The following is a 22,761-nucleotide window of genomic DNA, read 5'->3' as shown; positions in this document are numbered from 1 at the left end:
TTTTAACGTTCGCAGGCGATGCCGTCTTTGTCACGGTCACTTTTTGTATTGAGGTTATACGTCGCTAAGCTGACATATGCTTTATATTTCGTCTCTTTGTAGATGGCTTTACCGTTTTTGTCGTAGCCGGTCCGATTTTTGAGTCCAGCTTTCTTAGAAACTCCACCTTTGTAGGTTTTCTGCATCTCCGTACAGTTTTTAAAGGCTTTTGCTTTAGTCGCTGCATGGCTTTCTCCCGATGTCACACTGATCAATGAGAGACTAAGTACACCTGTCATGATGAGTTTTACTGCTTTATTCATGTCAATTCCTCCTCAATTCTAAAATTCCAAATTTTAGTGATAATTTGATTATAAAGGACTTTATTAGAACGTGTTTTTATTTTTTGATTTTTACAGGGATGATTTGTCAGAAAGTTTTTATGAACCCCCAAAAAAGATCCATCGCTTCGCGACAGACCTTTCTTGAACACCCAATTAAATTATTGTGTTCCCGCCAAATACATGACGACAAACATCAAGATTAACGGGGTTACCAAGAGGATCAAAAGCGTCAACCATAATCCTAATGCAAAAGCACCCGAATCGCGTAATCGAATTGTCTTCCGGGACTTTGCTTTTCGTTTCCCGCTTTTTTCCTCACGTTCACTGACTGGACTAAACATCGCTTCTCTCCTTTTGAAGCGGATGAATGAAATCATCTGCCCGACAAAGAATTGTCACCGACCAGTTCGGGTGAATCCGAAATCCTTGGACAGGACGTGCAGAACCCGGGACGATTATTGGTGTCGCCTCAATCAGATCCAGCAGGGTAAAACGATCGCGGATTCTTCGAATCAACTGCCGCATATGATCGTACGTGATGTCTTGTCCACTCAGCTCGGACAAAGCACTCTGCAAGACCGGATACGTTTGAAATGTTGCTTGATTTAATAACACGATTGTCAAAAACATATGTTGATTCAGCAAATCACTTGGTCGCCCGGCAATATGTAACGTTTTTCCGGCATCTGAACTTTTCAGCAATAGTTCCGTTTTACCCGGTTGCGTCTCGTGAAACGTTTCTTCGTTGATAATCGTTTCATGCCCTGCCGTGATTTTCCGGTAATAGATCCGGTCCAGTACGTACTCATCCTGAACGACCATCTCGGCCCGATAACAGTCGATCCGTTCTTGATCGATGTCGCCCTCGATTTGAAGTTCCAAATCTTCAAGCTTCCGCAACGCTTCCCGCGTAATCGCCACGCCACAATTGACGAGAAACGTATTCGCTAAAATCAGTTGTGTGTCACTTAAAACGTCCGTCCGTGTACCATCAAGTGCCGTTTTTAAATGATAGGCGGCTTGTTCATATTCACGTTCACGATACAAGATATAACCCAATCGATAGTTCGCGATTGGATGATGTTTTTCGATTTTAATGGCTTCCAGCAACCACCGTTTTGCTTGGTAATAGTCCGGTGTATCCGATAACTTATAAAACTCTGCCTGACGCACATATAAGTCGAGTCTTGCTTGACGATGGATTGCCCGCTCCTCGACAGTTCCTCTCGGTAGCTCCCGGTTGATCCGCCCCTCTTCTAGGTATCCTGATAGTTCCATTTTTTCCGCCTCCTTCGTTTTTGACGTGTGACAGCCTGTCACGGCTCCCTTGCTACACTGAAAACAACTTATCTGACAAGGAGCTGTTTTTTTATGACAAACGCAACGATTCTTTTAGCGCGACACGGTCTGAGCCAGGACGACCGGTTCAGCAAAACGCATGTGTCCCGTCTGACTAAATCCATTTTACAATATCCAACTAATGACTGGAGCGATCTCCGGCTGATCGAATGGATCCAGCAGGTTCCTTTTCAGGATCTGCCCGGGCGAGAAGCGATTGTAAATCCATTGACGAATGACTTACCTTATCAATCTTTTGATCCATACATCCGGGGAATCGTCCGTTGGCTGAACGCCCTCGATATCCCGACATTGTCTTGTTGTGACGGACATGCCCGCGGTCAAGCTTCAATCACCCTCCAGCAAGCACCCTCTTTGGAGCAATGGCAACTTCTCGAGCTTGCCTTGCCGCAACAGATGACGATGCAACTGATTCATCTGACATTGCAACTGAACTATCGCAGAAGTGGGTTCGCCTCCCTCTTGCTGTTTGCGGAACGTCTCTACCGGTTGACCGCAGATCAACACTACCTCAAGACTTTACGACTGGAACGATTCAAACAGCGTTTGATGACCTGGCTCGATGTACCCGGCGTCAGCCGACGGGAACGATTGGTCGCGATGCGTCTTCGGAATGAACTGAAACCACAGACTGATTTCCTCTATACCGACAAACGGGGAAATGTCCTGGCGACCATTACATGTGGCGTCGGTCCGACCATCCTGCTGTCCGCTCATATGGATACGATCGAACTGATCGAGGAAGGTCGGGTCATTCTCGAGGACGGCACGACACTCCGCAGTTCCAGCGGCATCCTTGGAGCTGACGATCGTGCCGGAATCACAGCAATCCTTGAAGTACTCGATCGTGTCCAAAATACAAACTTTTCTGGAACCCTGAAACTCGCTTTTACCGTTCAGGAAGAAATCGGATGCCGCGGCGCGGAAGGAATTGATCCTGAGTTCCTCCATGATGTGGATGCCGCCATCGTCGTCGACCGCCGCGGAACACGGGATATTGTCACGGCCTGCCGAAATCAAATACCGTTCTGCACACAAGAGTTTGGTCAGCTGTTCGAGGAAGCCGGACGTCTCGCCGGAATGCCCGATTGGCAGACGACGACAAACGGCGGATCAAGCGACACGAACGTATTTGCCGGCTTCGGAATTCCTTCCGTCAATCTGTCGGTCGGCTATAGACACGAACATACGGAGCACGAAACAGTCGATTACGCAGCGACGTTCGAGACTGTCGCCTTGATTGAATCGGTTCTCCACCATCAGCTCATTCCGCTTCGTTCTTAAACTTCATACACCTCTTCGGCATGAAAAAGCGCGCCAAGGCGCGCTGTCAGAAGAAAACGATGGTTTAGGAAAATCCACTTGTCAGTACCGCAGTCGCTTTGCTTCGAGCTTTTTATACCGGACGCTTATACCAATCGCTAGCAGGATGTAGGCAAACCCGGCAAACATTGCAAACTGTCCGTATGAGACGTTAAACCATGCATTAAACCCAAACAGCGGGACGGTGAACAGATAATAAAACGGGAATTGAATGCTTGATACGATATCAAACCAAAGTTCTCCTAACCAATACCGCTCAAAAAACGTGACTAAATAGACCACGGTGCCGGCAACAAACCCGAAGCTTAGATAGTAGAAGACAAACAAAAGCGTCTTTTCTTCCCGAACAAGAACAACGGAAGCCGTCAAAAAGACCAACCAGACAAGCGATGCGGTGATTTGAAGCAGGCCGATTGTACCGTCGGGATGGATGCTCGCCGGCCAGGCATTCATACTGATCGTCGCGAGCAAAAGCACGGCAAACAAAGCCACATACTGTTTCGTCGAACGAACCATGATGGTGTTCCTCCTCTAAAATTGCATGGTATACCCTTTCTTCGAATTGGATTTAAATTCCTTTTTTTACATGAATAATAAAAACGTCCAGAAGTCTCTTCCCCTTCGACAAGCGAGGAAGTCATTCTGGACGTTTTGTATAAAACAATTTGAGTCGTGTTATTTCACTTCTAGCTTCACATCATCAATCGTTACGTCATGCGCCGCAAACGGGGAACCGGCTGCCTTACCGAGTAAGAACTTCAACCCGGCCGTATCGTCTTGTCCGAGCGTAAAGTCAAACTGATACGTTTTCGCTTCTGTGCCAAGTTCGACGATCTGACTGAAGTAACGCGTATATGCCGCATTCTCGACGGTGACTTCGAGTGGTCGCGCGACCGTTGACGATGCCTTAAACGTCAGCTGATATGTCTGCCCTTTGACGAGTTGTAAGTTGCCTTGCTCCAGCAGAACGCTCCATGGTTCCTGTCCTTCTGATGCGATGGCGAGTTTCGCGGCGTCATTGACCGTTGAGACGACAGCTTGCGCATCATAATGGACGTACGAACTCCAGAAGTTCAGTCCGTCCGAAAACGAACCGTTTTTTAGCGGTGAACGGTCGACTTCAACCGGTGTGACATCGATCAACTCGACGTCATCCAGTGTCACTTCACCTTTTGCCAATCCGAAGTTGAACTGGAGTTGACTGTTCAAATCCGTCGCTTGTGTCATCGTGAACGGAATGTCAACGGTCGTTGTCTGTTTTGTCAACGGTACGTCACGCGTCGGCAAGTACGCTGTTGTTCCGTCCGCATTTGTTGCCTTGACTTGAATCTGTTTGATCCGCTTGCTGTCCGCCTTGAAGCGAAGCACATACTGATGGTTTTCCTGCAACTGGACACCACGTTGCGTCAGCGTTGCCGGTTGTCCCTTTTTCATCTGTGCTTTTGTTTTGAATGTAAAGTCACGTGTCACCGAGTCGACCGATCCGGTTCCTTTTGTCTGACCGGCATCAAACTGCCAGTACGTCAGGCGATCCATTGCGCCCTGGTCAAACGTGCCGTTGTAGATCTGATTGCCGTCCGGTAAAGCCGGTTTGGTTGCCGTTTCATCGATTTCGCCGCGTGGAACCTGTTCGACACGGACGTTCCCGATTTTAACGCCGGCTTGCGCCAGACCTAAATTGAATTCGAGTCGTGCCGCGAGATCCGTTTCTGCTGCCATATCGAATGTGAACGTATGTCGTTTGACGGTTGGCGTCAAATCGATGACTTCTTCATTCGAATATTTGGTGTAGCCCCGTTCTGCCCCGCCGCCGACTTTGGCAACGATCGTCCGTGCTTCTTCACTGCTGGCGTCAAAGCTGACTTCGTACCGTCCGCCTTGGGCGAGGGAAATCTTTTGAATCAACTGGTGGGCATAGTTTTGAGCCCCCGGTTGGTCGATCGTGACGCTGGCGAAACGGGTTCCGTCCTGCTCTGTCACGTCGACCGATCCCTTGCCGCCGAAGTCAGGCAACGTCACATAGTTCCAGTATGTCGGGTCAAGTGTCTGCGCGCCGTCTGTGATCGTCTTAATTGCTTTTTCGTACGCTTGGTCATACACGAGATTGCCGTCTTCTAAAGGTTGTTTTGCCCCGTCCGGTAACGTCACATCTTCATAAACCGGCTCGACCGGTTCGCGGTAGTCACGGTTCTTCAAATCATAGACCCGGACATAATCGACTTCCATCTCAGCCGGGAACTTCGTCGTTTCGTCGACTTCGCCGTCAAACCAGCCGCCGACCGCGAGGTTCATCACAAGATAAAAGTTTTGGTCGAAAGGTGCCGGATAACTGTAGTTCGTTGCCGTGTTTTTGCCTTTGCTGTACCAGTCGTTTTGCGTTTGATAGAGGTTGCCGTCCACGTACCAGCGGAGTTCGCCCGGCTCCCACTCGACGGCATACGTATGCCATTGGTCAATCCGTCCGCCGTCCGGGAAGTGATAGTCCTTGCCGGTATATTTATTGTTTGGCCAGTTCTCGCCGTAGTGAATTGTTCCGGCGACTTTGTCCGGTTGACTGCCCCATGCTTCCATGACATCAATCTCACCGGACGAGGCCCATGCCCCGTACTTGTCCTGCTCCGGCAACATCCAGAATGCCGGCCATAAACCTTTGCCGGTCGGCAGTTTTGCTTTGATTTCATAACGGCCGTATGTCTTGCTGAATAAGCCTTTGGTTTTCAATTTAGCTGATGTATAGTCGTACGAACCGAGCGAGTCGGTCGTTTTTTCTTCTTTCGCCCGGATGACCAGTTTGCCGTCACGGATAAAGGAATTGTCTTTTTTGGTCGTATAATATTGTTTTTCATTATTGCCCCAACCCGGTGTGATAGCGCTTCCATTTTCATCTACAATCCAGTTCCCGGTATCATACGTCCACTTCGTCCGGTCAAGCTGTTGTTTCGTGAATTCATCGGACCAGACCATCTTCCATTTCGTCTTGTCTTTTTTGTCTGCTTTCTCAGCATGACCGGTCCCGGCATAGGACAGGACAAGTCCTGTTCCGAGGGCAACTGCGAGCCATTTCTTCATCTGTAATTCCTCCTTTGAATGAACAACAGGCAAGGGCGATGAATTCGACCTTGCCTGTTCGACGACGTTACGCTTCTTGCGGAAGTGCTGCCTTATGCGTCTGGATGACATTCGCATACCAATGCGCGCTGTCTTTCCAGATTCGTTCCTGTGTATCGAAATCGACATAGATGATCCCGAATCGTTTGTCGTACCCAAAGCTCCACTCGAAGTTGTCGAGTAACGACCAGAGGTAATAACCGGCGATGTTCATGCCTTCCTCATTCAGATCAGACACGGCTTGCAGATGCTGCGCAACGTAATCGATCCGGTTTTGATCGTGAATTTTGCCGTCGACGAGCTGGTCGTCAAAGGCGGCACCGTTTTCCGTGATGAAAATCGGCAAGTCCGTATACTCAGCCCGCAGGCGACGGATCAAGTCTTTGAACTCACTTGGAGCGATATCCCAGCCCATGCCGGTTTTGTCGTAGTCCGAGTAGGCATCTTTGTGTAAGAAATCACTCGCAGCACTGAACTCAACCAAGTTCCGGCTGTAGAAGTTGATCCCGAAGAAATCACAGGCGACCGAAATCGTCGCGAGGTCTCCCGCCTGGATGAAATCATACGTATGGACGTATTTCGAGAACAGGTTCATCATGTCGACCGGATACTGTCCTTTGAAGATCGGATCAAGGAACCAGCGATTCGCGTACCCGTCGGCATTGTTCATCGCGATCTGATCGTTGACGGAATCCGTCTTCGCGTATTTTGGTGCCAAGTTCAGCGTGATGCCGATCGGCGTCTTGGACTTGAATTCCCCTTTCAGCAGTTCAACGGCTTTACCGTGTGACAACAGCATATGGTGAACGGCCCGAACGGCTTCGTTCATGTCCGTATGTCCCGGTGCGTGCTGACCGAGGTGGTAACTCAAGAAGCCGGCACACCATGGTTCGTTGTGCGTGATCCATGAGTCGACGATGCCGTCGAGCTCTTTAAAGCAGACACGAGCGAAGTCGAGGAACCAGTCGACCGAGTCACGGTTGACCCAACCGCCTTCTTCATGGGCCCACATCGGGAGATCCCAGTGGTAGAGCGTGACGGCCGGTTTGATGCCTTCTTCCTGGAGACGTGTGGCGAGTGTCTTATAGAAGGCCATCCCTTCCGGATTGAATTGTCCTTTACTCGGGAAGATCCGTGGCCAGGCAATCGAGAAACGGTACGTGTCGACGCCTAACTTTTTAATGTGCTGAATGTCTTCTTCAAAACGGTGGTAATGGTCGCAGGCGACATCCCCGTTGTGTTTTTCAAAAACTTTTCCGTCCGTATCGCAGAACGTATCCCAGATTGACGGCGTACGACCACCCTCGTCGTGTGCGCCTTCGATTTGGTACGAGGACGTCGCCGTCCCGAAGACGAAGTTCGGTGTAAATTTCATAGGTGTAAGCCCCTTTAACAGTTTATTCTTTGACGGCACCAGCGGAGATGCTGCTGACGATGTATTTCGAGAGGAACAAGAAGGCGATCATGATCGGTACGACGGAAATCGCGATTCCAAGATAAAGCGAGCCGAGGTTTTCGGCGACTTGTGATCCTTTTAAGAAGCCCATCAAGACCGGTAACGTATACTTTTCCGGTGAGAAAAGCAGGACGAGCGGCATGATGTAGTTGTTCCATGAACCGATGAACGTAAAGATCGACATCGTGGCGATCGCCGGCATCATCATCGGTAAAGCAATCGTATGGAAGATGCGCCATTCACTGGCGCCATCCATCCGTGCCGCTTCCAGCAAACTTGGGTGCATGACCGTCTGCAGGTACTGACGGACGAAGAACACCGTGAACGGACTGGCAATCGCCGGAACGATCAACGGGATGAAGCTGTCGAGCAGACCAAGATTCTTACTGAGTTCGTAGAATCCGATCAATCCGAGTTGTCCCGGAATCATCATCATGACGAGCATGAAGACGAACAGGACGTTTTTTCCTTTGAACTGGTAGAAAGCAAATCCGAATGCTGTCATCGCCGAGAAGTAACCCGATAGGACGGTGACGAGGACGGCGATGATCAGACTGTTCTTGAAGCCGGACCAGATGTTGACGTATGAGCTTAAGGCGGCATAGTTTTCAGCGAGCGAGTTCCCTGGAATCAATGAGAAACCGGATAACACTTCTTCGTTCGAGCGGGTCGCGTTGATGATCATCATCAAAAACGGAATGATACAGGCGATCGTCAAGGCAATCAGTCCGACGTAGATGAGACTTTTCCCGAACCACGCTTTTTTCTGTTTCGGAGGTGGTGTCACCTTCAGCGGACGTTCTGAACGCTCCGGTTGATCTTCCGTTTGTGGCACGATCCGACGTGCTTCTGCATTTCGTTCCATCGGTCAGGCTCCTTTCGCTGAACGTTCTTTTCGGAACATCCCTTTGAAGACGATGATTGAAAAGACGAGCGTGATGGCAAACAATCCGTATGCGACAGCAGCGGCGTAGCCATAGTTGTTGTATTTAAAGGCTTGGTTGTAGAGATAAAGCACCATCGTGTTCAGAGCACCATCCGGCGCACCGACACCATCCGTGATCAACATCGGTAAATCGAACAATTGGAGTCCACCGATCAGTGACGTGATCATGATGTAGAGCAAGATTGGTTTTAAGAGCGGCAACGTGATCCGCGAGAAGATTTGCCAACGTGTTGCACCGTCAATCAGTGCCGCTTCGAAATAATCCTTCGATATTCCGGATACGCCGGCCATGACGACGATGAACGAGTGACCGAGCCACATCCAGGTCAGGATGAGGGAGACAGAAATCTGTGCTGTGACCGGTTGCGTCAACCAGTTGATTGGTTCAGAAATAATGCCGATTTTCAGCAACATCATGTTGAGTGAACCGTGCTGCCAGTCGAGCAAAATCCCGAACAATAAGGCAACCGAGCTGATCGTGATCAAGTTCGGTAAGTAGAACGTCGCGCGGAAAAATGCGAGTCCTTTCATCTTGAGCTGTAAATCTGAGAACAATAAGGCGAGCATCAAAGCTCCACCGATTTGCAGGATGAAGTTCAGTCCCCAAATCTTGATCGTATTGAAGAATGCTTCAATGAAGTACGTATCTCCGAGCAAACGCGTATAGTTCGCGAGTCCGACGAGTTGTTCGCCTTCTGCGCCTGTGTAGTTGGTGAAACTGTAATAGAACGTCAAGGCGACCGGATAGATGCTGAAGATCAAGAAGACGATCCAAAACGGTGCGATGAACAGATAACCATGGCGATCAAGTTTTTTCACAGGTCAAACCCCTTTCTTAAATAAGAAAAGGTGAAGCGAGGATCGCCCCACCTAGACTCCTTATTCCGGTACTTTTACGTCCGGATACGCATTTTTGACTTTTTTGTAGAATTCAGCAAGTGCTTCGTCTTTCGACTTTTTGCCTTGGACATATTCCATGACTGACGCACCGTATAACGTATCAAGCTGCTGGTCGTACTTCGTCACGATTCCCGGTGTGATCTTGTCTGCTTGATCGAGGAAGAACTCGTAGTTGTTCTGTCCGCCGAGGAACTCATCTTTGAAGTCGGTTTTGATTTTGTCGGTAACTGGTTTGTAAGCGAGGACGTCGCCTGTTTCTTTCGCCCAGTCTGTCAGGAATTCTTCGTCTTGCGTCATCATCTTGACGAAATCATACGCAAGTTTTTGTTTCTTCGAATCTTTGTAGACACCTAACCATGTACCGCCCCAGAAGTATGGGCTCGGTCCGCTTGTGACAGCCCAGTCACCGGCTGATTTCTTCGCATTTTCTTTTAAGACACTGTGTAAGCCCCATGTCGGAAGGACATACGAGAAGATTTCTGTTTCGGTTTCTTTGCCGTTTTCTTTGACTTTGACCGGCTTGTCCATCCCGGCGAACCATGATGGTGACCACTCCGGTGCAAGTGCTGTGTATTGTTTTGTTCGGAGTTCTTTTGCGTAATCCATGTAGTTTTTCTTGTCTTCTGTCACGACGAGTTCCTGTTTGTCGTTGACCCAAGCTTGTGGCTCATTGCCTTGTGCGAACCAACGGATTGATCCTTCATCCGGGAACATTTTGTAGCCTTTGCCTTTCATCTTCTCAGCGACTTCGAAGACGCCGTCCATCGAGTTCATCATCGCACCGATTTCTTTTGGATCATCTGTGCCGAGAACTTTTTTCGCAATGCTCCGTTTGTAGTAGACGCCACCCGGTGTCGTTTGCCATGAAAGGGCACGGACGTTACCATCTTTGTCTTTCCCCATGTCATAGACGTACGGGATATAGTCGTCTTTGACGTCGCCTGCGTTAAACGGTTTTTCCGACAGGTTCGCCCAATAGCCAGCGTCGACCCATTGTTTCAAGAAGGCGATCTCACCTGTGAAGATATCCGGTGCGCCGACGCCACTCTCAAGTGCCGGCTTCAATTTCGTCGGGTAGTCAGCGATCGGGACGATCGTCAATTCGACTTTGACGCCGTTTTTCTCTTCGAACTTTTTGATTGGCTCTTTTAACTCATCCGTGAACGACCAGATTTTCAGGACTTCCTTGCCGCCGCTCGTTTTTTCCTCTTCGCCACCTGAACATCCTGCTAAAACGCTTGCTGTTAACGCGCCGACTGTTAATACGCTGACTAATTTCTTCTTCATGTCATCCCATCCTTGTCTTGTTTTGGTAGTCCCCTAAGTAAGCGGTCTCATTTATTATTCAAAAATATCGAAAGCGCTTTCGTAAATGGTCTGAAAAAAGTTCCGAAAGCCCTTTCGGAAACGTACAAAAAAATAGTATGGATTTCGAAACCGCTCTCGCGTTTTCTCGAAGACAACCTGCGAGAGCGATTCCGAAAAGGATTATGGTTTTACGGGTCCTGTCGACTGACGGACGATCAAGTCGACTGGAATGATATCCGTCGTCATGACACGTCGTTTGTTGACGATTTGTTCAATTAACAGTTCTGCTGCATGCTGCCCGATTCGTTCCGTATCTTGCCGGACCGTCGTCAGCTTTGGTGTCACGTATTTCGACATGTCGATATCATCGTAACCGACGACAGAAATGTCGTGCGGTACCTGAAGACCCGCTTCATGAATCGCTTCCATCGCCCCGATTGCCATTTGGTCACCGGCGACGAAGACAGCGGTCGGACGTTTCGGTAAGGCAAGCAACGTCTGCATCGCCTGTTTTCCTTCTTCGACCGAGAAAAATCCGCCGTTGATCAGATAGCCGTCCGGAATCGGTAACGCGAGTCGATCCATCGCTTGTTTGTACCCTTCGATTCGTGCCAGTCCCGCATCAATCGTCATATCACCTGCGATGTGGGCAATCAAACGATGTCCCAGTTCGTAGAGATGGTTGACGGCGAGTGTCCCGCCGGATAAGTTATCCGAGAAGACGACACTACAATCGGTGCTGTCCATGTCGACGACAACGATTGGAATCGAACTTTGAATCAGTTCCTGGACGTGCTTGTCCATTTGATCAGAACAGATGACGACGATGCCGTCGACCGCCCGATGCTGGAAATGCTCGAGGTAACTCATGTCCCGATTGCGGAGATTCCGCGAAACGAAGATCAAGTCATAGCCTTGCTGCTCCGTTGCTTTCCGGAAACTTTCGATAATCGCGTTGAAGAATGGATGCATCATCCCGACTTCGTTTGCTTCCGAGAACATGACCCCAATCGTCCATGAGCGTTTCGTCGAGAGCGACTGGGCGTGTGCGTTCGGTAAGTAGCCCATATCGGCTGCCGCCTGAACGATTTTCGCTTTTGTCTTCTCACTGACGTCGGAATAATTATTTAAGGCTTTTGAGACCGTCGTGATCGAAAAACCGGTTATTTTCGCTAAATCATAAATTGTACCCATATAACCACTCCATTTCACCGAAAGCGCTTTCGATAAATTTATTATAGGTCGGAATCTGGAAAGACGCAACCATTATTTGCGAATTTTTTTGGATTTTAAAAAATAAATGATATCGCTTTCATTTTTAATCGGAAAGCCCTTTAAATAAGAACAAACGTTTGGTATACTATAAGCATCAGTCAGCCGTGTTCAAATGGAGAGGAGCATTATCATGCCGATTACCCCCTATCTGGTCTTCAACGGCAATACCCGCGAGGCCATCCATTATTATGCCAAAGTCTTTGGGCAAGACATTCCCGAGATCATGGAGTTTGGTCCCGGCAACGGTCCGGACGGTCAACCGTTTGAAAAAGACGTCCAGTCGCTTGTCCTGCATTCGCAATTGATTGTTCATGGGACACGTGTCATGTTTTCCGACGCGATGCCGCATGATCCGGTGGCGATCGGACAAAATGTCACGCTTGCTCTGCATCTGTCAGACGTTCCACTCATTCATGAGACATTCGATAAGTTGGCGCAAGATGGCAACGTCATCATGCCGATCCAAAAAACGTTTTGGAGTGAAGCCTATGGCATCGTCGAAGATCCGTTTGGTGTGCAGTGGCAGTTGAATCATGAAGTGAGTGAAGTAACGGCTTAAAACAATGAACTCCCCGAGACCTCAGGGAGTTCATTTTTAGTCTGTTTTCTTCATGGTACAATGATATCAAAAGGACTCAAAGGAGCGAACATTCATGATATCAATGACGTTGAAACAACAACTCGTTCAAACGATTAATGCACATGTCAATGCTCATTTCATTATCTTGTTTGGCTCCGGTGCTACAGACAATATGACAGAGGACAGCGATTTAGATATCGCTTATTTGAGTGATCAAATACTTTCAGCATACGATCGTTTTCTCTTAGCAGGTAAATTGGCAAGGATAGCTGGACGTGAAGTTGATCTTGTGGATATCAAACAAATCGATACGATTTTTACAATGCAGATTTTCACAGAGGGTCAGGTCATCGACTGTCAAAATCAAAATGAACTGACGCGACAACAAATACGAGCATATAGTATGTACGCAGCATTTGCCGAAGAACGTGCTCCAATCGTGCAAGCCATCAAAGATCAAGGGAGTGTTTTTTAGTATGAATGATGTGTTGTTGAACAAAATAACAACGATTGAACGATGCCTGCGAAGAATACACGATGTCTACGAGAATGAACCAGGTAATATAAAAGATTATACAAAACAAGATAGTATCATTTTAAACATTCAACGAGCATGTGAAGCAAGTATCGATATCGCTATGCATCTGGTACGAACACGAAAACTCGGATTACCCAAATCAAGCCGTGATGGCTTCCAGCTACTTGAGGAAGCACACCTCATCGACTCATCACTCTCAACTAGTCTCATGAACATGGTCGGTTTTCGTAATATTGCCGTTCATGATTATCAATCACTTAATTTAGACATCCTTCAAGCGATTTTAGATCAACATCTCAACGACTTTCTGAAGTTCACGCGAATCGTCATTCAACTAGAAGATTAACTATCTGCAATATTTCCATTAAAAAGGCGACTCCAAATGATGGAATCGCTTTTTCGTTAGTCTTTGATAGATACACCTGAGAATGAAGAGGACTTGATTAATTACTCGACTTCATTTTATCGACTATTCAGTTGTTTCCGATAGACCATCACGGCCAGCAAAGCACCTAGTATACTCCAGATTCCGATCACTAAAAGTGGCAGTCCGAGTGATGTGAACTTTTGTTGTTCCAAAAGCTCAGCGAATCGTAACAGTTGTAAGTTCGGTAGATATTCAAGCAGCTTCAAATAGGTGTTATTTGATGCCAATGTCTCAAGCATCGTACCAAAACCAAATAAAAACATGATCGGGAGGACAACAACCGATGCTTCCATGACTGATTTTGTGATTAAACCAAGTACTGTTCCGAGTGCGAGATAAAACAAACAGGATCCAATTATCGCAAGAGCAAACAGTCCAACGTGTTCCGGAACGTATCCTGTAATTTGAATGCACAGCAGAATTGTTATGAGTGTGATCAACAAACTCAAAAGACTTTTCCCGAGTAAGATTTCACTTGTAGTCGCAGGCGACAACATGAGTGTCCGTAACGTATTTTTTTCTTTTTCTTCTGCAATCAGTGTGCACTGAACAAACGCTGTGACAGAAGAAAACGTCAGATTGATCACGGTGTAATGAATCTCAAGTGTGATGTCACCAAGATTTCGGTAGGCAATGGCTAACAGAATCGGAACCAATAATGTGGTCGTGACAAAGAGATTCCGAGTCACATCTTTGACATCCTTCAAAAAGATCGCAAGTGTTCGCTGGATGGACAGATTCATACGAGTCCCCTCCCCGTGACATGAATAAAGATTTCGTCCAGTGTCGGTTCGTTTGAATGAATCGTAACGATTTGATTTGAACAAAAGTAGTCATACATCTTTTTGGCATCCTCCGGTCCATTTTGCAAAATCATTGGTTCCCTCCCTGTCAAACGTACTGTTACGGTTGCGTCAGAAAACCGTTCACGTAACTCAGTTGGTGAACCCATTAACGGCAACTTCCCTTCATGTAAAAATGCTACCCGGTGACAGAGCGCCTCTGCTTCCCGCATATCGTGTGTAGTCAAAAAAATAGTCGTTCCCTTTTGATTTAACGTGCGTAATCCTTGATGAATATAGTAGGTATTCATCGGATCAAGAGCCGATGTCGGTTCATCTAAAAAAAGAAGCAAAGGTTCATGTAACAAGGCCCGAGCCAACAACACGCGTTGGCGCATCCCTTTCGATAAATGCTGCACTTTCTTCTTTTGTTCTGCACCGAGATGGACAATCATGAGAACTTCTTCGATCCGTTTTAAAGAACAACCATATAACCGGCAATAGAGCTTAAGATTATCGTAAATACTTAAACGATCATACAGACCGCTATTGTCTGTCATGATTCCGATTTCTTGTAACTGTTCTCCCCGCAACCGATTCGTCGTATGTCCGAGCACTTTGGCCTGACCTGTGTCGGCTTTGACTTGCCCTGTCAGTAATTGAAGTAATGTTGTCTTGCCAGCTCCACTCGGTCCAACTAACCCAAACACTTCCCCTTGCTGTATCGAAAAACTAATCTTGTTTAAGGCAACCTGACCTGAAAACTCTTTCGTAATCTGATCCACTTCAATAATCGGCATCCTATAAACTCCCTTCATCTGTTCTACGCTCAGCATAGAACCTAGAGAACGTGAATACCTTAAAAAGTAGCTGACAGGAGCATCCGATCCGTCGACAGGCGTCTGGCAACCACTTAACGGAACGTCATTGAAGACCCAATATCTCTTTTAAGAGGGCAACCCGGTTTTTCGATAACGGTACTTCCTTGCCATTTTTCAACAGCAGACTATAACTGTTTCGTGTCCACATCATCACTTCTGCTACTTTTTCGAGATTAACCAAGTAAGAGCGATGACACCGAAAGAAAGGATAGGCTTGCAACCGTTGCTCATATTCTTGCAAGGTATACAGACCTGGATACTGCTTGTGATCGCTATTCACTTGAACCGTGCCAGCAACACTCTCCAAATAATCTAGCTCCGCTATATCCAGTAATACGATATTTTTATCGACTTTCGTCGCAATTTTTCGAAGTGTCTGTTGTCCCGGAGAGATATCGGTTGGAACGGCTGTTTCTTCCTCTGATTCAACTGTAGTTTCTGATTCCACAAACTGCAGTTTTCCGTTTCGCCATTGGTACACAGACCGTGACAGTAACATCGCATTCTCTAAACTTTCCGTCAGAAGAATTATCGATTTCCCTTCTTGTTCTGCTTCTTGTACGAAGCGAAGGATCAATTGTTTGGTCTGCCAATCGACATTTTGAATCGGCTCTTCCATTACGAAAACACTCGGATTTTGTAATAGGAGACGACCAAGTACAAGTCGTTTTTGTTCCGAGTAGGTTAAATCTTTTCCTTTTGTCCGGGCACGTTCCGTCAAATGGAGCCGTTCAAGCAACTCCTCAATCGAATTCTCACTCTGATAGAGTTGCTTAAAAAATTTCAACTGCTCTTGTACCGTTAGTCGCGGATAGGAATCGAGCGCTAAAAAACAAAATCCGATATCCGATAGATTCAATGATTGATTCCCCGGGAAATCAATCTGAATTTCCTGATAACCCGTCCGTTTTTCTCGCGATTGAAGACGCTCTAAAATCTGTTCCTGTTCTTCTCGACTTGTCTGAATGGACTTAGACTCGCCCATGCAGACTTCAAGGCGATTCACTGTTGCAGAAGTTTTCAAATCTATATCCTTGGACATATACAGGTATCCACCCTCTCTTTAATCCGACTCAAGGAATATTTTACCTATTATTTCATGCAATGTCTTTTATAATCAAAAAGGAGGACCATATCAAGATTGATTGCACTTACTAATTAAAAGGAGGATACTGCTTGAACATTCAAACTCTTATTTTTTTAGAAAATGAACAATATCATCTCAGTATTGAGGAACGTGAACGGATTCAATCTTATGTAAACAAAAAAGAAAATTGGCTCGAAGACGGATTTTTGAATCTAGAAGGTATCATTGCTTTCTCGAACGACCGAAACGGATCAATGCAAGGTATGGATGCTTCAGATGAACTTGCACCTCTTTGGCAGTACTATACAGAAGCCCTAGATTGCTACCTGAAAAAAGATTATGCCACCTTCTATTATCCCAACACGCCCATATAGGTTACGTTCAAAAAGCACTCGAGTCACAGCTTGTCACTGAGAATCGATCAAGATGAAGTCGTCTATAAGACAGCGGAGTTTATTCGCGCTTTCCAACAAGCAGCTGCATCATTTCTGGAGTTAATCAATTCCCTCTCCAAAGGAGCTTATTCTGACGACCTCCTTGTGAAAGTAAAAGCATTAGCGAAATGACTTTCTTAATGAAAGATGACATGTTTCTTCTTCCAATTAGGTAATTTTCTTTTCATATCGGGAATGGGTCAATTGATCCGTTTCTTTTTTTATTACCGCGCTGAACAGTAAACTGAAAAATTGTAAAATACCATTACTCAAAAAGATTCATTAGACTTTAGCAACTAGATTTCAATAAACTACAAAAATAAATAATTCAATATAAATTTCCCTTCCTATTTTAATTTAATATATGTAAGTTGATTGTTTTTAGTAAAATACGGGGAAATATTACTAATGGTTCTTCGCTGTTTTCCGTATAGAAAGGAGATTAGCATGCAGTACCTAGTTCAGATTTTGCACTCCATATCTTTAGCCATCCTCGTTGCCGCTATCATTTATCGCCTGCAAGTCGTCAAAGGTGAGAGACCTCCTGAAAAATTAACTGACGCGACGCTTCTACTCTGGTTAAGTAGCATTTTGTTTCTGACTTCTATCCTGAATGGTTACATCCTCTATCGTCAAAACGGTCAATTCGAAATCATACTGCTGCCGCTCTTATTTTTAACGGTTTTCTCTTTGTTTTTATGGATTTTTTACTGTCTCTATAAATATTCGAAACGCCGCCTCTCACCTCAGATTGTCATTCCTGCAGCCATTTTGTTTCTTCTATACTTACTAACCGCATTTGCGACTCTGTTTCATTTTGAAAATATGTTCTATATCGTACTCTGTCTTGGTATCCTTAGCATTTTTGTTAGCGGACTGTTTTTATTAAAGTATCAGTCCTTTCAGGCAATGCCCCGTATCTGGAAGTACGCATTACCCTTTGGTATTTTATTTATCTTACTTTCGTACGAAGTCATTTCATCTGCTCCTCCCACAACGAATTCAGAATCAACAGCAGCTCCCGCTTCTACCGATACTGATGCCGACACTGAAAACGAACCAATTTCTGAAGAACCTGTCGAAGAGCCTATCATAGAAGAGCCAGAAGATGAATCTGTACAAGAAACTTCAGATGATGTAGCAGAAGCCCCAGAAGAAAAGGTCTATGATCAAACTAAAAAGTATTACGCTTCCTATACCCCGGTAAATCTTCAAAATGTTAATGAAAAAATCGAACTTGCTCCAAACTTCTTTTATGAAATCAATCAAATTGAAGTTGGCGAAGTCACTGCCTATGAACCATTTGTGAAGAAATTCATGTTTGATGCCGAACCTATCTCTGTGTTGAAAGTATCTGTGACCGTTCAAAATGATACCTCACAAGACTACTACTATTCTTTTGCTAGTACCTTTATTAACAATGGAACAAATGAGTATAATCCCGTCGGAAAGTTTACGTTAAATCGAAGCTACGATCCAAACACGGACCTTCCACTTCTTCGCTCAGGTACGAAAGATCGAGGTAGCTACTATGTTTTCATGGAAGAATCTGCAGATACTCTCGATTCCTTTGATTTTCTGATTGGTTTACCGACCAATCCTGCTACAGGTAATCTTGTCGATTCTTCTACCAATAATGCAATCACTATCCCTCTAGATTGACTTTCCGAAGACCAATTCGGAAAGTCTTTTTTCTACTCCCTACTATTCTCTTCATCCTGTTTCCTTGTATACTAATACTGTCCTAAAAACTAGGAATTAAGTGCCTCGTTTTTCAATAAACCACCTCTAATTTCCTAACTTTTAAATTTACATATAAGGAGCTACCTAGTAATGAGCACTACCCGTTCAAAAGCAATCAACCTTTTTCAATTCATGGCTTCCGTCAAGAAGCTTGGTTTAAAAACACAACGCGATACCAAAACGTATACAACGATTTTAGATGAGACGACGATGCGCTTTCCGAACGTCACTTCAACAAGCGATGACAGTCAGCAAACCATTGTCGAAGTAAAGTTTCATCCTGCCTTCACGATCGATCGTCCTGCCCTCCCGAGTAAATTAAGCGAATGGACTGTGACGACCGATGACGACGTTACACCAAAGGCTTCTCTTCCAGAAGAATTAACGTCACTTTGGACAACCTACGAATTAGCTGTTCGTGACTGGAAAGAGAAAAAACGTCAGCATGAAAAGGCACAATCACTCTATGATTTGATGTACCGGATGTATCAGTTCCAGACGACTGATAATGATACCCATGAAATCGTTTGGTCCTTCGGTCACCTGCACTGGCCGACACAATCTATTCAACGACCACTTTTTGTCCGACCCGCTATCATTGAGTTTGATACTGAAAAAAGTGTGTTCCGTATTGAAACGACACCGACTCTTCCGAAACTTGAGTTGGATATGTTGAACTGGGACAGTGTCTGGATGAAAGCAGAGCTTTCGGAATACGAACTCGATTTTAAGGAAGATCACGCCTTCGACTTTAACCCTTGGGACGAAACGCAACTCCAAGAACGAAGCGAACAAGTACTTCGGCTGTTACATGCGGACCATGCTTATGCACAAGAAGCTGATGTTTACGTTATGCCAGGTGTCCGCCTTTATCGGCGTCCGAAATCCAATCACAGTTGGGTCGAAGAGCATGAACATCTTGCGGAAGCGATCGAGCAAGACTTACCGTTGTCGCCTGCGCTCGAACAGTTCTTTACTTCAGACGATGTAGCAATTGCTGCCCTTGATCAACAAGATCGTACCGAGTGGCAGGCTGTCGGTGAAGAGATTTTATTCCCGCTTCCTTACAATGAGGAACAAAAACGAATTCTTCAGCAGTTAAGTAACAACGCAGGTGTCGTCGTTCAGGGACCACCGGGTACCGGAAAGAGCCACACGATTTCCAACTTGATTTCGCATCTTCTCGCTCACGGGAAACGTGTGCTTGTCACAAGTGAAAAAGAACATGCCTTAACGGTCCTCCGCGATAAATTGCCTGCTGAAATCCGTGAACTGGCGGTCTCTGTTTTAGGCGCTGATTCCAAGACGATTAAACAAACGGAAACATCTTTACATGGTATCTCAAGCTATTTGAATAAGACGTCAGCTGAAGAACTAGAAGCAAGTGCCACAACGATTCGGAATCATCTTGAAACGATCCGTCGCGAAATTGCGTCGACGCGTCGGATGATGCTTGATCAAGCCATTATCGAACACGACGGTCTTACGATTGGTCAAGAAACGAAGACGCCACTCAAGTGGGCAAAATGGATGAGTCAATCCACGATTTTGACACAGATTCCGACGCCGCTTTTGTCTGAAGAAGCACCGATGAGTGCCGTCGATATTCAGGAACTGTATGAATTGATGCAGGATCAAGAAGCACTTGCCGAACTCAAGATTCTCGGTCGTCGACCAACACGGACGGCGTTTGCGGAACCCCTGACCTTCGAAGAACTCGTCGCCGAAGTAACAGCACTCCAACTGATCGAACCGACTGCTTTATCAGTTGCATGGATGAAATCTGCGTCTGATGAGACCAAACATCAACTGCGCGACTGGCTCCAGCAATCCGTTCGGCAATATACAAAGCTTGAATACTGGGCGCTTGCCTTATATCGTCATTGGCTGGCGCATCCTTCTGATTTCGATGAGCTCGAGCAAGATCGATTGACGTTCGAACAAACACTTCTTGAGATTGAGCAGCTCGAGCGGTCCGTTTCGTTGCATGATTTCGCTCTTCCGACAACGGATCAAGATTTATCTGTACTCGCAACGGAACTCTTGCCACTGTTTGAAGCAAACAAGGTCGATGGGATGTTCTTTAAATGGACAAAACGAAAAAAATACGCCCTTCTTTTAGATGAAGTGACGATTGACGGGAAGAAGATGGCTAATGCCGCAGATGTTACGTTACTCTTGCAACATTTGACGTATACGGAATCACTTCGGAAACTCGAACGGACGTTTAAGCATCGCTTTGAACATCATTCCATTGAAATCCCGATTGGTCCTTTAACGACGTACCGAAAAGCGCTGGATGTTTTCCGCCAACTTGACAGTATCATGCAACACTTTACGCAAGTCCTCCGTCCATTACACGAAAGTTATGAAAATCATGACTTCACGTATGAATCAGAGTGGCTTGGACTTCAAACCAATGCCCTAGAGGCACTCTTTGAACTGAAACGTTTGGATGAACTGCATGAGCAGCAACAAACCTGGTTATCTTTACTCGACGTAGCAGAACTCACCCACCCCATCACCATTCAGCTGCAGCAAGCGATTCGTGATTGGAATGCTACTCGCTATACAGCGATTTATGAAGAACTACGACTCTTGGAAACGAATGAGCACCGAGCGAGTCGCCTACAAGCACTCAGTAAGACTCTAGAACAAGCTGCCCCGAACTGGCTCACGGCATTACGAACGAACAGTGCTCCGACGTTTCATGCACTCGAACTCCGCGATGCGTGGCACCTCGCTTACGTCAAGAGTCGACTTGAAGCTTTGAGTGATGCAGACGAACGCGAGCAGCTCCATCGTCTTGAGCAAGAAGAAGGACAGACCGTCGCTCGTCTCTGTGCGACGCTCGCTTGGAAAGAACAGCTCAAACGGATGACGCCTTCGAAACAAGAACAGCTCAACAGTTGGGCGACCTTGATTCGAAAAGTCGGAAAAGGAACGGGTAAACATGCACCACGTTACCGGAAAGAAGCCGCCAAACAAATGATGCAGGCCCAAGACGCGATTCCGGTCTGGATTATGCCGGTCAACCGTGTCCTTGAATCCTTCAAGGCAGCGAGCGATCTCTTTGACGTCATCATTTTTGATGAAAGTTCACAAAGTACGATGGATGCGATTTCGCTCCTGTCGCGGGCTCGAAAAGCGATCATCGTCGGGGATGACCGACAGATCAGTCCAACGAGTTTCGATAACCGGGACAATGTCGAAGAAAAACGGAAAACGTATTTCGGAGATGACTCGACGATGACTTTATTCGATGGAACAAGTAGTCTCTATTCCCTAGCCTCCGTCAAGTTCAGTACGAAAGTCGGCTTACGGGAACACTTCCGCTGTGTGCCGGAAATCATTGGCTTCAGCAATGCCCACGTCTATGACGGAACAATCGTCCCGCTCCGCTTGCCTCAACGTGCTGAACGACTAAATCCGGCCGTCAAAAATCATTTTGTTCGTGATGGATATGTCGACGAGACGACGATGGACAAGGTGAACTTACCGGAAGCACGTGCCATCGTCGCTGAACTGAAACGAATGATGCAAGATCCGCTTTATCAAAATCGGACGTTTGGTGTCGTCTCCTTACTCGGTAACGCCCAGGCTAATCAGATTGAACGGATTGCGACGGCCGAAATCGGAATCGAGACGTTGATGCAACATCAAGTCCGTTTTGGGGATGCCTACACTTTCCAGGGAGACGAGCGCGACGTCATGCTACTTTCAATGGTCGTCGCTCCGAACAAACGCTTCATGGCGATGACAAAAGAAACCGATAGTCAACGCTTTAATGTCGCAGCGAGCCGGGCCCGCGATCAAATGATTCTGTTCCATTCGGTCTCCTTAAACGATATCGGCAATAGCAACTGTATGCGTTATAAGTTGCTCGGCTATTGTCAAAATCCACTTGGTGACCAAGCTTCCTTCGAGAGCGTCAAACATCGCTTTGACTCACCATTCGAAGAAGCCGTCTACCGTCGTCTGGTCGCTCGCGGATACCTCGTCACGCCTCAAGTCCAAGTCAATGGCTACCGAATCGACCTTGTCGTCGAAGGGGAACACAACCGACTTGCTGTCGAATGTGATGGTGAACGTTGGCACGGACCAGATGTGTATGAAGCAGACATGTTCCGACAAAAAGTCTTGGAGCGGGCTGGCTGGAACTTCTGGCGTGTCCGTGGTCGTCATTTCTATCAAGACGCAGATCGTGCGATGGAATCACTATGGACAACCCTTGAAGAGATGGAGATTAAACCAGCATTGATTGAGTATGCGTAACAATCACAAAAACACC

20 protein-coding genes are annotated in these 22,761 nt (G+C 46.4%); 7 read left to right on the top strand and 13 right to left on the bottom strand.

Annotated features, from left to right (window positions below):
• Window positions 1–2: 2 nt before the first annotated feature.
• From BLD48_RS06395 to BLD48_RS06385, 3 genes are all read right to left on the bottom strand, one after another.
• Window positions 3–302 (bottom strand): excalibur calcium-binding domain-containing protein, encoded by a 300-nt coding sequence (locus BLD48_RS06395; RefSeq protein ID WP_071499462.1) that lies wholly within the window; start codon window positions 300–302, stop codon window positions 3–5.
• A 179-nt stretch (window positions 303–481) separates the two neighbouring features.
• Entirely contained in the window at window positions 482–664 is a 183-nt protein-coding gene (locus BLD48_RS06390; RefSeq protein ID WP_071499461.1) for a hypothetical protein, read from the bottom strand.
• Window positions 657–1,601: a tetratricopeptide repeat protein gene (locus BLD48_RS06385; RefSeq protein ID WP_071499460.1), complete on the bottom strand. Its 945-nt coding sequence runs from the start codon at window positions 1,599–1,601 to the stop codon at window positions 657–659. Before BLD48_RS06385 ends, BLD48_RS06390 begins: the two co-directional genes overlap by 8 nt.
• Before the next feature lie 93 nt (window positions 1,602–1,694).
• Between BLD48_RS06385 and BLD48_RS06380 the strand changes: the two genes are divergently transcribed.
• Window positions 1,695–2,966, top strand: a complete 1,272-nt coding sequence (locus BLD48_RS06380; RefSeq protein ID WP_071499459.1) for a M20/M25/M40 family metallo-hydrolase — start codon at window positions 1,695–1,697, stop codon at window positions 2,964–2,966.
• Window positions 2,967–3,047: 81 nt separating this feature from the next.
• On the opposite strand, the gene BLD48_RS06375 is transcribed toward BLD48_RS06380, so the two are convergent.
• From BLD48_RS06375 to BLD48_RS06345, 7 genes are all read right to left on the bottom strand, one after another.
• Entirely contained in the window at window positions 3,048–3,521 is a 474-nt protein-coding gene (locus BLD48_RS06375; protein ID WP_071499458.1) for a hypothetical protein, read from the bottom strand.
• Window positions 3,522–3,680: 159 nt separating this feature from the next.
• Window positions 3,681–6,074 (bottom strand): carbohydrate binding domain-containing protein, encoded by a 2,394-nt coding sequence (locus BLD48_RS06370; protein WP_071499457.1) that lies wholly within the window; start codon window positions 6,072–6,074, stop codon window positions 3,681–3,683.
• Between the two features lie 67 nt (window positions 6,075–6,141).
• Window positions 6,142–7,488: a GH1 family beta-glucosidase gene (locus tag BLD48_RS06365; protein WP_071499456.1), complete on the bottom strand. Its 1,347-nt coding sequence runs from the start codon at window positions 7,486–7,488 to the stop codon at window positions 6,142–6,144.
• Between the two features lie 22 nt (window positions 7,489–7,510).
• Window positions 7,511–8,434 carry a carbohydrate ABC transporter permease gene (locus tag BLD48_RS06360; protein ID WP_083412259.1) on the bottom strand — a complete coding sequence of 308 codons (924 nt, stop codon included), beginning with the start codon at window positions 8,432–8,434 and terminating at the stop codon, window positions 7,511–7,513.
• Window positions 8,435–8,437: 3 nt separating this feature from the next.
• Window positions 8,438–9,334 (bottom strand): carbohydrate ABC transporter permease, encoded by an 897-nt coding sequence (locus tag BLD48_RS06355; protein ID WP_026834090.1) that lies wholly within the window; start codon window positions 9,332–9,334, stop codon window positions 8,438–8,440.
• 60 nt (window positions 9,335–9,394) lie between these two features.
• The gene (locus BLD48_RS06350) at window positions 9,395–10,702 is read right to left on the bottom strand and encodes an ABC transporter substrate-binding protein (protein WP_071499455.1); all 1,308 of its coding nucleotides are present in this window, start codon (window positions 10,700–10,702) and stop codon (window positions 9,395–9,397) included.
• Window positions 10,703–10,903: 201 nt separating this feature from the next.
• A complete protein-coding gene (locus BLD48_RS06345; RefSeq protein WP_071499454.1) occupies window positions 10,904–11,917 on the bottom strand; it encodes a LacI family DNA-binding transcriptional regulator in 1,014 nt (337 codons plus the stop codon).
• A 211-nt stretch (window positions 11,918–12,128) separates the two neighbouring features.
• On the opposite strand from BLD48_RS06345, the gene BLD48_RS06340 reads away from it, so the two are divergent.
• The 3 genes from BLD48_RS06340 (at window position 12,129) to hepT (ending at window position 13,462) form a co-directional block, all read left to right on the top strand.
• A complete protein-coding gene (locus BLD48_RS06340; protein ID WP_071499453.1) occupies window positions 12,129–12,557 on the top strand; it encodes a VOC family protein in 429 nt (142 codons plus the stop codon).
• A gap of 94 nt (window positions 12,558–12,651) precedes the next feature.
• Window positions 12,652–13,053: a type VII toxin-antitoxin system MntA family adenylyltransferase antitoxin gene (mntA, locus tag BLD48_RS06335; RefSeq protein WP_071499452.1), complete on the top strand. Its 402-nt coding sequence runs from the start codon at window positions 12,652–12,654 to the stop codon at window positions 13,051–13,053.
• 1 nt (window position 13,054) lies between these two features.
• Window positions 13,055–13,462: a type VII toxin-antitoxin system HepT family RNase toxin gene (gene hepT, locus BLD48_RS06330; protein ID WP_071499451.1), complete on the top strand. Its 408-nt coding sequence runs from the start codon at window positions 13,055–13,057 to the stop codon at window positions 13,460–13,462.
• Between the two features lie 116 nt (window positions 13,463–13,578).
• Here the strand turns inward: hepT and BLD48_RS06325 are convergent, their stop codons facing one another.
• The 3 genes from BLD48_RS06325 to BLD48_RS06315 all read right to left on the bottom strand — a co-directional run bounded on the left by BLD48_RS06325 (window position 13,579) and on the right by BLD48_RS06315 (window position 16,191).
• Entirely contained in the window at window positions 13,579–14,286 is a 708-nt protein-coding gene (locus tag BLD48_RS06325; RefSeq protein WP_071499450.1) for an ABC transporter permease, read from the bottom strand.
• Window positions 14,283–15,125 (bottom strand): ABC transporter ATP-binding protein, encoded by an 843-nt coding sequence (locus BLD48_RS06320; RefSeq protein WP_071499449.1) that lies wholly within the window; start codon window positions 15,123–15,125, stop codon window positions 14,283–14,285. The genes BLD48_RS06325 and BLD48_RS06320 overlap by 4 nt, the downstream gene beginning before the upstream one ends.
• Window positions 15,126–15,249: 124 nt before the next feature.
• On the bottom strand, window positions 15,250–16,191 hold the full coding sequence (locus tag BLD48_RS06315) for a LytTR family transcriptional regulator DNA-binding domain-containing protein (protein ID WP_071499448.1): 942 nt from the start codon (window positions 16,189–16,191) through the stop codon (window positions 15,250–15,252).
• 191 nt (window positions 16,192–16,382) lie between these two features.
• Between BLD48_RS06315 and BLD48_RS06310 the strand changes: the two genes are divergently transcribed.
• The 3 genes from BLD48_RS06310 (at window position 16,383) to BLD48_RS06300 (ending at window position 22,745) form a co-directional block, all read left to right on the top strand.
• Window positions 16,383–16,667 (top strand): hypothetical protein, encoded by a 285-nt coding sequence (locus tag BLD48_RS06310; protein WP_071499447.1) that lies wholly within the window; start codon window positions 16,383–16,385, stop codon window positions 16,665–16,667.
• 507 nt (window positions 16,668–17,174) lie between these two features.
• A complete protein-coding gene (locus BLD48_RS06305; protein ID WP_071499446.1) occupies window positions 17,175–18,389 on the top strand; it encodes a hypothetical protein in 1,215 nt (404 codons plus the stop codon).
• Window positions 18,390–18,560: 171 nt separating this feature from the next.
• On the top strand, window positions 18,561–22,745 hold the full coding sequence (locus BLD48_RS06300; protein ID WP_071499445.1) for an AAA domain-containing protein: 4,185 nt from the start codon (window positions 18,561–18,563) through the stop codon (window positions 22,743–22,745).
• Window positions 22,746–22,761: the final 16 nt, after the last annotated feature.

The organism is Exiguobacterium sp. KRL4 (genome assembly GCF_001870785.1).
Classification (GTDB): Bacteria; Bacillota; Bacilli; order Exiguobacteriales; family Exiguobacteriaceae; genus Exiguobacterium_A.
This window is presented reverse-complemented; position numbering and strand designations above follow the sequence as displayed.

Bases quoted from the DNA above. Each gene is read 5' to 3' on its own strand.
- BLD48_RS06395 (WP_071499462.1), bottom strand. From the start codon at position 302: ATGAATAAAGCAGTAAAACTCATCATGACAGGTGTACTTAGTCTCTCA.
- BLD48_RS06390 (WP_071499461.1), bottom strand. From the start codon at position 664: ATGTTTAGTCCAGTCAGTGAACGTGAGGAAAAAAGCGGGAAACGAAAA.
- BLD48_RS06385 (WP_071499460.1), bottom strand. From the start codon at position 1,601: ATGGAACTATCAGGATACCTAGAAGAGGGGCGGATCAACCGGGAGCTA.
- BLD48_RS06380 (WP_071499459.1), top strand. From the start codon at position 1,695: ATGACAAACGCAACGATTCTTTTAGCGCGACACGGTCTGAGCCAGGAC.
- BLD48_RS06375 (WP_071499458.1), bottom strand. From the start codon at position 3,521: ATGGTTCGTTCGACGAAACAGTATGTGGCTTTGTTTGCCGTGCTTTTG.
- BLD48_RS06370 (WP_071499457.1), bottom strand. From the start codon at position 6,074: ATGAAGAAATGGCTCGCAGTTGCCCTCGGAACAGGACTTGTCCTGTCC.
- BLD48_RS06365 (WP_071499456.1), bottom strand. From the start codon at position 7,488: ATGAAATTTACACCGAACTTCGTCTTCGGGACGGCGACGTCCTCGTAC.
- BLD48_RS06360 (WP_083412259.1), bottom strand. From the start codon at position 8,434: ATGGAACGAAATGCAGAAGCACGTCGGATCGTGCCACAAACGGAAGAT.
- BLD48_RS06350 (WP_071499455.1), bottom strand. From the start codon at position 10,702: ATGAAGAAGAAATTAGTCAGCGTATTAACAGTCGGCGCGTTAACAGCA.
- BLD48_RS06345 (WP_071499454.1), bottom strand. From the start codon at position 11,917: ATGGGTACAATTTATGATTTAGCGAAAATAACCGGTTTTTCGATCACG.
- BLD48_RS06340 (WP_071499453.1), top strand. From the start codon at position 12,129: ATGCCGATTACCCCCTATCTGGTCTTCAACGGCAATACCCGCGAGGCC.
- mntA (WP_071499452.1), top strand. From the start codon at position 12,652: ATGATATCAATGACGTTGAAACAACAACTCGTTCAAACGATTAATGCA.
- hepT (WP_071499451.1), top strand. From the start codon at position 13,055: ATGAATGATGTGTTGTTGAACAAAATAACAACGATTGAACGATGCCTG.
- BLD48_RS06325 (WP_071499450.1), bottom strand. From the start codon at position 14,286: ATGAATCTGTCCATCCAGCGAACACTTGCGATCTTTTTGAAGGATGTC.
- BLD48_RS06320 (WP_071499449.1), bottom strand. From the start codon at position 15,125: ATGCCGATTATTGAAGTGGATCAGATTACGAAAGAGTTTTCAGGTCAG.
- BLD48_RS06315 (WP_071499448.1), bottom strand. From the start codon at position 16,191: ATGGGCGAGTCTAAGTCCATTCAGACAAGTCGAGAAGAACAGGAACAG.
- BLD48_RS06305 (WP_071499446.1), top strand. From the start codon at position 17,175: ATGCAGTACCTAGTTCAGATTTTGCACTCCATATCTTTAGCCATCCTC.
- BLD48_RS06300 (WP_071499445.1), top strand. From the start codon at position 18,561: ATGAGCACTACCCGTTCAAAAGCAATCAACCTTTTTCAATTCATGGCT.